This is a genomic window from Erwinia mallotivora, assembly GCF_000590885.1.
Lineage (GTDB): Bacteria > Pseudomonadota > Gammaproteobacteria > Enterobacterales > Enterobacteriaceae > Erwinia > Erwinia mallotivora.
The window spans coordinates 48495-60305 of the sequence record NZ_JFHN01000020.1 but is presented as its reverse complement, the minus strand read 5'-3'; the positions used below and the strand labels follow the sequence as shown (position 1 = coordinate 60305).

Below are 11811 nucleotides of genomic sequence, written 5' to 3'. Positions count from 1 at the left end.
ATGCAACACATTCTGACTTCCTGGTTTGTCCAGGGAATGGTCAAAGCTACCAGTGATATGTGGCTTAAAGGGTGGGATGAACGCAACGGCGGCAATGTCAGTCTGCGCCTGCTTGACGAGGAGGTAAAACCCTTCGCACAGGACTTTTACCAGAAGCCGCGCAATATCGAGCTGAGCCAGCCTGCGCCTGCTCTCGCTGGCTGCTGGTTCCTGGTTACCGGTTCCGGCAAATTTTTCCGTAATGTTCAGTTGGATCCTGCCGACAGTCTGGTGCTGCTGCGTGTCAGCGAAGATGGTCGGGCCTACAGTATTTACTGGGGTTTAACCAATGGTGGCTTGCCGACTTCCGAACTGGCTTCACATTTCCAGTCACACGCCATACGAATGAAAGTCAGCAATGGCGTTGATCGGGTGATTATGCACTGTCATGCGACTAACTTTATGTCACTGAGCTATGTGACAGAGCTGGATTCTGCCGTCTTTACACGCTTGTTGTGGGAAGGAAGTACAGAGTGCCTGGTGGTGTTTCCTGACGGGGTGGGGATCGTGCCCTGGATGGTACCGGGTACTGACGGTATTGGTGATGCCACGGCAGAAAAAATGGCTTCACACAGCCTGGTCATGTGGCCTTTCCACGGTGTCTTCGGCGCAGGTCCTACGCTGGATGAGACTTTTGGCCTGATCGATACCGCTGAGAAGTCCTCAGAAGTTGTGGTGAAAGTGCTGTCGATGGGTGGCATGAGACAAAGTATTACGACAAAAGAACTCATAGCCCTGGGTGAGCGTTTCAACGTAAAACCCTGGCAGGCAGCGCTGGACGCCAGGCATCCCTATGTTGCGTAAAGCCTTCGTGATGCAGATTCATGCCGACAGGCATCAGGAATACCAGCGCCGCCACAATCCCATCTGGCCGGAACTGGCCGGGACGTTAAAACAGCATGGCGCGCATCATTACAGTATCTTTCTTGATGCGTCACGTAATTTGCTGTTTGGCGTGGTGGATATCGAGTCGGAGGAACGCTGGAACGCGGTGGCGCAAACCGAGGTCTGTCAGCGGTGGTGGCGCTCAATGTGTGAACTGATGCCATCGAATGCCGACTGTAGCCCGGTCAGTACTGAATTGTGTTCTGTGTTTTATCTTGAGTAGTAGAAGGGCGGTTTGCCATTCTGACAAACCGCCCGTTTTTCTTCAGCCGTTAATACGCAACTGAGGATAACGCCGCATACTCCATACGCACCATATCAGAGAAATCACGCCAATACCGCCTCCCACATAGCCGATACTCGCCATGTTAAGATGCTGGCTGACCTGATTCCCCAACAGTGCACCACCGCCAATACCGATATTGTAGATACCAGACAGCAGTGACATGGCAACATCTGTGGCATCCGGAGCAAGGGTCAGCACACGCACCTGTACCGCCAGGCCGATGATCATCATCGACATACCCCAGAGAATACATAATGTTGCAATAGCGATACTCTGAGTGGCAGCAATATACAAACACAGCATACACAGAGAAATGATCGCAATTGAACCGGTCAGAAAGGCTGCGGGAAATTTATTTCCTGCCGTACTGAACAGGATGCTACCAATAATGCCGGCGGCACCAAATATCAGTAACAGAAAAGTGGTGAAATTTTCACCCATTCCGGCAACGGTCTGAATAAACGGCTCAATATAGCTGTAAGCGGTGTAATGCGCCGTCACCACCACGGCAATCAGCAGATAGAGCGTAACCAGCGCGGGACGCTTAAATAACATCGGCACACTTTTTAAAGAACCAGTGTGTTCACTGGGTAGTTTTGGCAGCAGTTTCACCAGACAAAGCATTGTTGCCAGCGCCACGACGCCAATCACCCCGAATGTCACCCGCCAGCCAAGCAGTTGACCAATCATTCGGCCAACAGGCAGGCCCAACACCATCGCCAGTGCTGTCCCTGTTGCTAACATACTCAGCGCCTGGGTTTTTTTGCCTGCCGGTGCGACCCTGATCGCCAGTGAAGCGGTTATTGACCAGAAAATAGCGTGCGACAGAGCGATACCTATTCTGGACACCACCAGAATATTAAAACTCCATGCCACTGTGGATAACGCATGACTGACAACAAACAGCAGAAAAATGCCCGTCAGCAGAAAGCGCCGCTCAATGTTACGGGTAAGTAACATCATAGGCAGTGAAAGCAGTGCAACCACCCATGCATAAATAGTCAGCATCAATCCCACCTGAGCAGTGGGCATTGAGAAACTCAGGGCGATGTCAGACAACAGCCCTACTGGCGCAAATTCGGTGGTATTAAAAATGAACGCAGCAATGGCTAACATGATGACACGTAACCATGCAACTTTGCGTGAAACAGTGGTTGATTGCATTGAAGTTAACAGCTTATTGGTAGCGGATTAATTTCACACCAGGCGAAATAAGGAAGAAGAATGCATATTGTGTTCGATCTGGCAGGCAGATGACATCTGAAAATTATCTTTTTTGTAAATTCACGCATCATCTCCTTCGCTCATTGTCTTTAAACGGTGCCACCGTACAGAAATAGCGGCGCTTTTTACAGGCACAGTATGGCAGATTGCGCTATCCTGGGCTGTGAAAGGTGGCTTTAGTGCCACTCCTGCGAACGATTAAAGGGTTATGCGATGAGTTCACTTCCTTGTGTGGCAGTACTGGGCCTGGGGGCGATGGGGCACGCGTTTGCTGCCAACCTGCTTAAAAAACATTTTACAACCTCTGGCTGGAACCGGACAAAGGCACGCGGTGAAGATCTGGAGGAGGCCGGGTTGCTACCTACCGCGTCACCGCAACAGGCGGTACAACAGGCTGATGTGGTGATCACCATGCTGGCAGATGCAAACAGCACGGAAAATGTAATGCATCAGATTCTGCCTGAACTTAAGCCGGGAGCAATCGTCGCGCAAATGGGTACCATTGGCGTCGATGCGACAGAAAGGCTTATTGCCAGTTTTGCAGCACAACGTTCAGATGTCATTTTTCTTGATGCCCCGGTTTCCGGGACCAAATCCCCGGCAGAAAATGCGCAGATCGTGGTGCTGGCAAGTGGTGAACGCCAGAATGCTCAAGCCGCTAAGCAGGTATTTTCAGCTATAGCAAGAGAAACCAAATGGTTGGGCGAAGCAGGTCGTGCATCACGGATGAAGCTGGTCGTTAACGCCTGGCTGATTTCAATGGTGCAGGGGCTGGCCGAGAGCCATCAGATCGCTCAGACGCTGGGTTTCAGCCCTGATGAGTTATGGAACACGCTTGAAGGCGGACCGCTGGCTGTGCCTTATGCGAAAAGCAAACTGGATATGATAAAGCAGGGGAGCTATGAGCCACAAATGCACCTCAGCTGGGCGCTTAAGGATGCCAGACTGGCGCTCGCTGCTGCATCTGAAAGTCGACTTCCGGGACTGGAAACGATCGCAGAAATCTGGCAGGAAGCGGTTAACGCAGGATATGGAGAGAAAGATCTTTCGGTAGTCAGCCAGTACCTGGCGGAGAAAAAGCGCTGATATTCGTTAAAGTTAACTAACATAATTGCCTGTATTTCAGCGTGATACGGCTAATAGCAGTAATCGCTTACTGACAATCTTCTAAATCGCAACAGTATTTGTTATATTATTTTGGTGTTTTTTATTTTCAACAATTTGATTTTAAAGGCTTTTAAAACCACTACTGTTACAGTGGTGCGCAATTGAAAGCAAGGACTAGAACATGCTTGATATTCGTTTTCCTACGGCCCTACAAATGGTGCTCTGTATAGCCCAGGCGGAGCGGGAAGGTAAACGCAGCACCAGCAAAATTCTGGCGATGGGGCTGGACGCTAATCCAAGCTTTGTTCGCAAAATGATGGTGCCGTTGACCCGTGACGGCATCATTGTTGCAACACTCGGGCGGGCAGGAACCATCAGACTGGGGCGCCCGGCTGAAGAGATAACGCTGTGTGATATTTACACCTCAGTGCTCGAAGATAAACCTTTGCTGGCAGGAAGACCAGAAGTGCCGGCCCGCTGTCTGGTCAGCGCGAATACCTGTTGGTTTTTTAAAGAGCTTGCGCGTGAAGCGGAGCAGGCCTCAATGAGCGTGCTGGCCAGACGTACGGTGGCGGATGCGTTAAAGGAGATCTATGAACGGGACCGCCGTCACCCGGAAGGGATTTGTAATACCAGTAAAGCCAGCGAGAAAGCTTGATAATATTATTTATCGAAGAAGGGACAGCATAATGTTGTCCTTTTTTTTTATTTCTCTGACCCATCTGAATATATACAGTCAGCCTGACCGATAAATTAACTCATCACAGTTAAATAAACCAATGAATGTTTTTTTATGATTGAATCACCTTCAAAAAATAATTCGATGTGCTTTTTATCAGGCTGCTAAATACGGCTGATTAATGTGCCATCAGTTATATGAATAATTGAAAAGTAAATATAGAGCAACATTCTAATAAAAATTAACTATCCAGCCTGTAATATAACCACCCGCTGAGGAGTCTACAAAGTATTTGCCAGAGTTTACTCATCTTATCGGGATTTTTTACTGTCGCGGCAGAGTGGCATCTTGCGGTGAGGCAGCAAAAACGCACTTAATGCAACAATTATACTTGCATTTAAAGCCAGGGTTCTTTAGGGTGGTTAAATGCATTTATGAAAGTTACTTTTACGTTAATTGCAGCAAGATATCAAGAGCAGTGTCAGGTTGGCATCAACAGAAGCAGAAAGGGGAAAAGCATGAGCCATGATGATTTTATTAGCGATCTTGTGCGGTGGATTGATACGCATATCGAAGGAAAAATGGATCTGGATACGGTAGCCCGGCGGGCGGGTTACTCTAAATGGCATCTGCAGAGGATGTTCAAGCACTACACCGGCCATCCATTGGGGGAATACATTCGCGCACGCCGCCTGAAAAAATCGGCTGAACGTCTCGCAAGGGGCGGTGAGCCGATTCTGGAGGTGGCGATTTCTTTTGGTTACGATTCTCAGCAATCGTTTAACCGAAGCTTTAAACGCCAGTTCGGTCAGTCGCCCGGAGCCTGGCGACGGCAGTCGCAGGTCAGTGCCTGCTCCTGATATCCCTCGTCGTCGTATTGCAGGGCTTTATGTCAAGCCCTGCAATACCCATCTGACTGGTGAAACAGCCTGATTTTCATGACGGGAAGGGGATATTTCGCAAATTATGCCCGCTCAGCTGCGTCAATACGTGTCAGGTGTCAAACTTGAGACGTCGCTTTTCATACTGAGAAGGCAGATCCACTTACAACCACTTCTACATCTCCCGTTTTCTGGACCCAGTCAGAGATTAAGTCAGACATAAACTGTGCTTTACCTACCGAATGGACGTAATGCACCGCCAGACACCAGGCAATTCCGCACCTTCTCATTCAGTTCTTACCTTAAGATTGCATCGCATTGTATACTCAGCGAATTGCAATCTTTTTCACTTTTCTGACAGGGAAGCGTAATGCGGAATTCATCACTGGATAAACAGGTTCTTTGCGAGTGGGTCAGCTATCTGCTGGTTGCCCTTGCGCTGTTTTCAATATTTCCACTCCGTTTATTGCCCTGTTTTCTGGCAGGTTTTATCGTTTACGAAACCATTCTGGCACTGACACCGTGGGTAGAAAAGTGGGTTAAGGGGCCAATGGCGCGCTGGATAATCATCTTCTTCCTCACCATGATGGTGGTACTGGCGCTGGCGCTCGGCATAACCAGGCTGATTGGATTTTTACTGAATGATTTTCAGAACCCTGCTGCTTTTCACTCGGCGGCCAGTAAACTTCTTGAAGACGCACAGCACACCCTGTCGCCTGTCATTACCCGCTATTTACCCGCCGATATCGACGAATTGCAGCATCAGGCGATGATCTGGTTGCGAGAACATCTGGTGGTAGTTCAAACCTTTGGCCGCAATGCCGCGCACACTTTTGCCACCATGTTGATAGGTATGCTTCTTGGTGCCATTATTTCGCTGCGCGTCAGCGGAAGCGACAAGCAAAGCGCGCCACTTAAGCATGCGCTGCTTGAACGGCTCAGCCGGCTGGCTGCCTCTTTTCACACGGTTGTCTTTGCACAAATTAAAGTCTCGCTGGTCAATACCATATTGACCTGTGGTTTCCTGTTTGGCTTGTTACCACTGTTTGGATTGCATTTCCCATTTGCCAAAACAGTGGTAGTGGTGACCTTTATAGCCGGATTGCTGCCGATCATTGGCAATCTCATTTCCAACACCGTCATTGTGCTGATTGGCCTGTCAATTTCACTCGAAGCAGCTTTAATCGCTCTGGTTTTTCTGATAGCTGTGCATAAGCTGGAATACTTCATTAACGCGCGGATTTTTGGTAGCCGTATCAATGCAAAAACATGGGAGATATTGCTGGCAATGCTGGTCTTTGAATCCGCTTTCGGCCTTGCCGGAGTGGTGGCTGCTCCGGTGTATTACGCCTATCTTAAAGTGGAACTGAGAGATGCAAGACTGATTTAGAGTAACTGGTATGGTTTCTTTAACTATAATCATGCCCGTCTGTAAGACGTTGGCATGTTTTTTTACAGAAAAAATATGAATATAAAAATGCCAAAATTGTTTCCCATAGGGAAAAAATGACTTCCTGCGTGTATCCTTCGAGTCACAAACAGCCTGTCTCACAGCCTGTTTTGCTACGTATGCTGGCTAAATCGATCGCATAGTTATCCCTTAAAAAGGATAATTTTTTACTCTAACTTCTCTGAGTGCTTTATTAATTATAAAAAATAAAAATCACACCGATTATCAGGTTATCAATAACACAATCTTTTCCACAAAAAATTATTCGATCACCAGCTTAAACTGAATATCAGGATTTCAGGTTGTTATTGACTATTATTAATTTTTTGTTTAAAAAAATATTCACTACTATTTTGTATGCTGTATATAAATAAATTTTTGGATGGCGATCTTCTTGATGAGTTGATTGATTTGAAAAGTGTCGAAGTCAACACACTTAAAAATCGCCTTAATAATTTTTATTTGAAAAATTAAGAATATAAGGAAAATAAAATGAAAATTGAAAGCGAAGTATTCTCCAGAAATGACATCCCTGCGGGAGTATACAAAATTGTAAACGCAAATGGTTTGGTATTACAGGAGCAAAACGGCTCAGCCATCTGGTCGATATGGTCAGCTCAGTCTACACAAAAATGGAACGTCAGATATTTCGGACCAAATTACGATGCATCTGAAGGATATTTGATTAGCCCGGTCAGTGATAGTAATAAAGTTTTATATTGGGATCGCGCCAATGGCAATAATATCAGGGTTGCAGCTAATTCAACACAAAACACATATACCAGACTTTGGGCAACATCCAGAAGCGGCACAAACAATTCTTTTATGCTTTCAAACAAACATCATCCCGGACCATTTATTCGGACACAAGGAAACAGCATAATCGTGAGTCAGGGTGGAGGGGATGCCCTGCAGTTTGATGCAAATCTTCAACCAGATACAAAAGCAAGCTGGTCATATGTGCTCACCTCTGATCCTCAATATCCATGGACCGATAAAACAGACAGAGGCGAATATGAAGCCGAAAGTGTGAAAAGAACCCGTTCTGAAGAGCTGATCCGCTCTCAGTATAACGATATCAATGATTATAATAACAGCCTCTCAGTCGGAAGCGTGATTATGATTAATGGCGATATTACGGCTTATGGTCATAATGATGAATGGATTAAGATGTATGACGGGCTGATGCCATTGTTAAACAGGCCTTACTATTTTGGTCTGGGAAATCACGATATTGAAAACAATCAGGGCAATACTTTTCTCGATGCTAACTTCAGCCGTTCGCTAAATTACATGCGAATTCAGTCTGAAAATAAGAATATCATCAGGCACGATATTGGCAAATTGGCCAGTCAGAATTTTTCCCTGGAATTACCCGGCAATCTTTTTGTTTTACAATTCAATAACGATCCTACAATGGAATACACTACGTGGGATAAAAAAGGAATCAGGCCAAATTTTGCCTGGATTGAAATGCAACTAAATTATGCAAGGCAAAAAGGATATGCAATTATTGTCAATGTCCATAAACCTGACAACTGGAGAAAAGGTGCAAACAGTTATTTATCTGGCTTGTTTTCTGTTTATGATGTAAAGGTTATTTTTGCCGGGCATTACCATACCTCATTAGGGCGTTATAACAGCTCATCATATTTTGGTGACATTCCTGTATTCCTTTCAGGAAGTGCATCACAAAGTACCTATCTGATTACCGAATATGACCTGGAAAAAATTGAAATATATGCTGTAAGAAACAATAACTGGAGGCAAAAAATACATTTATCTACTATCAGTCTGTTAAATAAACCATCCAGAAAAAATCCCGTGAAATTTTTTTCGAAATTATCCTCCAGAAAAGCCCTCTCCAGGATGAGAGAAAATTCTGATGTCGTAATCTGGGAAAGTGATAATGGAAATAATCAGAATTTTTTTCTGGAACAGGATGCCAGCAAGGGAGAAAACGTCTACCAAATCTGGGATTTCTCTTTAAATGAAATCATTGCATGGAATGAATCTGGTCACAGACAAGTTTTCATGCATAAAAATGAAAAGAAAGATGAGCATTTTTGGTGCTTCGAGTTTCAGCGAGATAACTCTCTGATTATTTCTAATTACAAAAACAGAAATTTAGTACTGGACGTTTCAAACAGTAATACCAACAACGGGACATTGGTACAGGTGTTTGAATGGAATAACACGAATGCACAATTATTCGAAATGTATACCGTTCTCGGATAATAATTAAGCTTGTGTAGTTTCGCCTCCCTTCAGACTGTTGCAGGGAGGCCGCCGATCACTGATGTTAAGATGGAGTCTGATTCAGGGGCTCGTACAATGAGTGCAGAAACAGGGCCGGTTGATAACGATGCCATATCCCAGTCACCACAAAATAGCTCACTGCATATTTCCTCAACTGAAACATCTCAAATTTAATCGGCTAAGTCGTCCTGTAACGCTTTCGTCAATCGCCAGGCCTTTGCTCCAGAACTGTTGATGGACTGATTGAGCAGGGTGAAGTTTCCAGGGGCCAGAAACCAGCCAGAAACAGATAATCAGCGATGGCCTCTGTCGCTATCTAATCAACGGAACCTAACTCTGCCGAAATTTGCCGGGCGGTAGCAACTACCGATGCAGTCAATTTCTTAATTCCTGTTTGCTGAAGTTTGGCCGTTGGCAGGGATATCGACACCGCATAAGGCACACGTTTTTGAATGTCGAAAACGGGAGCGGCGATGCAGGAGACACCGAGTTCATTTTCTTCCCGATCCATCGACGTCTTCAGCTGACGAATTGACTTCAGCTCTTCCATCATCTCCGGCAATGAGGTGATGGTGTTTTTTGTTAATTTCTGAATAGTATCCTGATGGCTGTCCCAGTACTCAGCGAGATAGTCTTCACTGCCCCAGGCCATGAAAATTTTACCCATCGCTGAACAATAGAGGTCCATATGCTGGCCAATATAAGCACGCGTGCGCATCATGCCTGTTGTGGGTTCGAGCTTATAAATCAGAATGACATGATCATCTTCACGGCTGGAGAAATTAACGGTTTCACCCACTTCCAGATTCAGTCTTTCCAGATGGGGGGCAGCGACATGAATAATATTCAGTGAGGAAAGTGTTTTTTGCCCGACGGATATAAATTTGGTTGTCAGGCGGTAGCTCCCTTGTGATGGGGCCTGAGTGACGTAGCCGCTGGTATGCAAACCCTGCAACAGGCGATGCACCGTACTTTTGTTCATGCCGGACAATTCAGCCAGATTGGCCAGCGGGCACCCGTTTGGATAATTACTCAGCAGTTCAATAAGCTGTAAGCCACGAAACAGACTCTGCGTACCAAGTGGTTTGTCGCCTTTCTCTTCTTTTACCTTTCCTGCTTTTTCTACCATCCCCACTTCCTCTTCGTTTTCACTCTCCGGCGTCAGCGCGGCCGACAAATCTTAACCCAGGCACTCCACGCAGGGAATAGTCAGCCAGATTGAATATGAATTCTGAGGGGAAAAAAACCGTCACGGGAAGTGAGTTATACATCACAAATTCGCAACATTTATTTCATGATATTGTTTTTATTGAAAATATTTCCTCGCCTCTTTTTTGCTTTTCGCCTCTTTGAGGAATAATATTTTTTGGAATCATGTTTCGTATGTTGAAATTTCGCGGTGTTGCAAATCAGACGCCGCTGTTGATGTTCACCAGGAACAAACCGGAGGCGCTAATGCAGCAAAGCCCCACAAAACCGATTCTTACTCTGAGCCATATCACCAAACGTTTTGGTGGCAACCCCGCAGTTAACGATGTCAGTCTGGACGTTTTTCCTGGTGAAGTTGTCGCCTTACTGGGAGAGAACGGGGCAGGTAAATCAACGCTGATAAAAGTTATGGCGGGTGTTCATAGCCGGGATGAGGGAGACATCCGTTTCCACGATACCAGCATTGCCTCCGCAGCCAGTCTGAAAACCGCGACACACCAGCCAGTCGCATTTATTCATCAGGACCTTGGCCTTATTGAGTGGATGTCGGTGGCAGAAAATATGGCACTGGTCATGGGATTTACCCGACGTTGCGGGCTTATCGACTGGCGGGCCGTACGTAAACGCGCGCGGATCGCGCTGGAGGAGGTGGGGATCATGCTGGATCCCGATGCCCGGGTTTTTGAATTATCCCGTACAGAAAAATCACTCCTTGCGATCGCCCGCGCGGTGGCTGTTAACGCAGAGGTTCTGGTGTTGGATGAACCAACGGCCTCGTTACCTGCTAATGACGTACGCCACCTTTTTGAAGTCATCAACCGCCTCAAAAGTCGTCAGGTCGGCATGATATATGTCACCCACCGGCTGGATGAGGTGATTGAAATTGCCGACAGAATTTGCGTGATGCGTGATGGTAAGCGGGTAGCCACGGGGAATACGGCGGACTATCAGCTGCGCGATCTGGTTGAAATGATTGTTGGCGAAGCGCTGGAAGGAAATCAACGCCAGCCGCTGCCGGAAGCAGCCAGGCCGGTGCTGGCGTTACAGCAACTCTGCATAGAAGACGTCGGCCCGGTGACGTTCAGCCTGCAACCGGGCGAAATGCTGGCCCTGGCGGGATTGCGGGGTGCCGGACAGGAGGAGATTGGACGCCTGCTGTTTGGTCTGGGGCGCGCGACTTCAGGCAGTGTGCAGTTCCGCGACCGCCCCTTCAGTCCGCACACGCCGCAGCAGGCGATGGCTGCGGGTGTCTCGTTGGTGGCGGGAGACAGAACGGGCGAAAGCCTGGTGATGTCAATGAGTGTGCGTGAAAACCTGTTTCTGAACCCCTGCGCCAGCGGTCATCGTCTCCTTTCCCGCTACGGGCGTCGTGCCGAAATGGGAGCAAGTTGGTGGAAAGTTCAGTTGTTCGACGTCCGTCCCAAAGACGTCAATCTGGATATCGCTGCGTTGTCCGGTGGCAATCAGCAAAAGGTAGTGATGGCTCGCTGGATGCATCTCAATGCCCCGCTGCTGATACTCGAAGACCCGACAGCGGGCGTTGACGTGGGGGCAAGAGAAGAGATTTATCATTTGCTCAATAAGGCGCTGGCCGAAGGTGTCGCAGTGCTGGTGATTTCAAATGATCTTGAGGAGATCGCCCACATTTGCAACCGGGCGCTGGTCTTTAACCGTGGCCAGGTCGTAGGTGAATTAAAGAATGAGCAAGTGACGTTTGCCGGTTTGCTGGAACTGGCTTCTGCCAGCAGTGTTGCCCCATTAACCCTCGTCTGAGAAGGAAGGCAGGAGAAAA

10 protein-coding genes are annotated in these 11811 nt (G+C 47.2%); 8 read left to right on the top strand and 2 right to left on the bottom strand.

Translation table 11 applies throughout. From position 1 onward, the window contains the following. Together rhaD and rhaM are read left to right on the top strand one after the other, a co-directional pair. Positions 1–843, top strand: coding sequence for a rhamnulose-1-phosphate aldolase (gene rhaD, locus BG55_RS02620; RefSeq protein WP_034934071.1), 843 nt, complete (start codon positions 1–3; stop codon positions 841–843). Then, complete coding sequence (gene rhaM, locus BG55_RS02615) at positions 833–1147, top strand: L-rhamnose mutarotase (protein WP_034934069.1); 315 nt, start codon at positions 833–835, stop codon at positions 1145–1147. The genes rhaD and rhaM overlap by 11 nt, the downstream gene beginning before the upstream one ends. Before the next feature lie 42 nt (positions 1148–1189). On the opposite strand, the gene BG55_RS02610 is transcribed toward rhaM, so the two are convergent. Next, complete coding sequence (locus BG55_RS02610; protein ID WP_034934067.1) at positions 1190–2374, bottom strand: sugar transporter; 1185 nt, start codon at positions 2372–2374, stop codon at positions 1190–1192. Positions 2375–2647: 273 nt separating this feature from the next. Between BG55_RS02610 and BG55_RS02605 the strand changes: the two genes are divergently transcribed. From BG55_RS02605 to BG55_RS02585, 5 genes are all read left to right on the top strand, one after another. Next, a complete protein-coding gene (locus BG55_RS02605) occupies positions 2648–3520 on the top strand; it encodes an NAD(P)-dependent oxidoreductase (protein WP_034934066.1) in 873 nt (290 codons plus the stop codon). 202 nt (positions 3521–3722) lie between these two features. Next, positions 3723–4199 carry an RrF2 family transcriptional regulator gene (locus BG55_RS02600; RefSeq protein WP_034934064.1) on the top strand — a complete coding sequence of 159 codons (477 nt, stop codon included), beginning with the start codon at positions 3723–3725 and terminating at the stop codon, positions 4197–4199. Positions 4200–4738: 539 nt separating this feature from the next. Continuing rightward, positions 4739–5080, top strand: coding sequence for a helix-turn-helix domain-containing protein (locus BG55_RS02595; RefSeq protein ID WP_034934062.1), 342 nt, complete (start codon positions 4739–4741; stop codon positions 5078–5080). A 391-nt stretch (positions 5081–5471) separates the two neighbouring features. Then, positions 5472–6491, top strand: a complete 1020-nt coding sequence (locus BG55_RS02590) for an AI-2E family transporter (protein WP_034934060.1) — start codon at positions 5472–5474, stop codon at positions 6489–6491. A 552-nt stretch (positions 6492–7043) separates the two neighbouring features. Then, the gene (locus BG55_RS02585; protein WP_084276166.1) at positions 7044–8789 is read left to right on the top strand and encodes a metallophosphoesterase; all 1746 of its coding nucleotides are present in this window, start codon (positions 7044–7046) and stop codon (positions 8787–8789) included. 337 nt (positions 8790–9126) lie between these two features. Here the strand turns inward: BG55_RS02585 and BG55_RS02580 are convergent, their stop codons facing one another. Then, entirely contained in the window at positions 9127–9939 is an 813-nt protein-coding gene (locus BG55_RS02580; protein WP_034934122.1) for an IclR family transcriptional regulator, read from the bottom strand. Positions 9940–10265: 326 nt separating this feature from the next. Between BG55_RS02580 and BG55_RS02575 the strand changes: the two genes are divergently transcribed. After that, positions 10266–11792 (top strand): sugar ABC transporter ATP-binding protein, encoded by a 1527-nt coding sequence (locus BG55_RS02575; RefSeq protein WP_034934120.1) that lies wholly within the window; start codon positions 10266–10268, stop codon positions 11790–11792. Positions 11793–11811 lie beyond the last annotated feature (19 nt).

Bases quoted from the DNA above. Each gene is read 5' to 3' on its own strand.
- rhaD (WP_034934071.1), top strand. From the start codon at position 1: ATGCAACACATTCTGACTTCCTGGTTTGTCCAGGGAATGGTCAAAGCT.
- BG55_RS02585 (WP_084276166.1), top strand. From the start codon at position 7,044: ATGAAAATTGAAAGCGAAGTATTCTCCAGAAATGACATCCCTGCGGGA.
- BG55_RS02600 (WP_034934064.1), top strand. From the start codon at position 3,723: ATGCTTGATATTCGTTTTCCTACGGCCCTACAAATGGTGCTCTGTATA.
- BG55_RS02580 (WP_034934122.1), bottom strand. From the start codon at position 9,939: ATGGTAGAAAAAGCAGGAAAGGTAAAAGAAGAGAAAGGCGACAAACCA.
- BG55_RS02595 (WP_034934062.1), top strand. From the start codon at position 4,739: ATGAGCCATGATGATTTTATTAGCGATCTTGTGCGGTGGATTGATACG.
- BG55_RS02610 (WP_034934067.1), bottom strand. From the start codon at position 2,374: ATGCAATCAACCACTGTTTCACGCAAAGTTGCATGGTTACGTGTCATC.
- rhaM (WP_034934069.1), top strand. From the start codon at position 833: ATGTTGCGTAAAGCCTTCGTGATGCAGATTCATGCCGACAGGCATCAG.
- BG55_RS02575 (WP_034934120.1), top strand. From the start codon at position 10,266: ATGCAGCAAAGCCCCACAAAACCGATTCTTACTCTGAGCCATATCACC.
- BG55_RS02590 (WP_034934060.1), top strand. From the start codon at position 5,472: ATGCGGAATTCATCACTGGATAAACAGGTTCTTTGCGAGTGGGTCAGC.
- BG55_RS02605 (WP_034934066.1), top strand. From the start codon at position 2,648: ATGAGTTCACTTCCTTGTGTGGCAGTACTGGGCCTGGGGGCGATGGGG.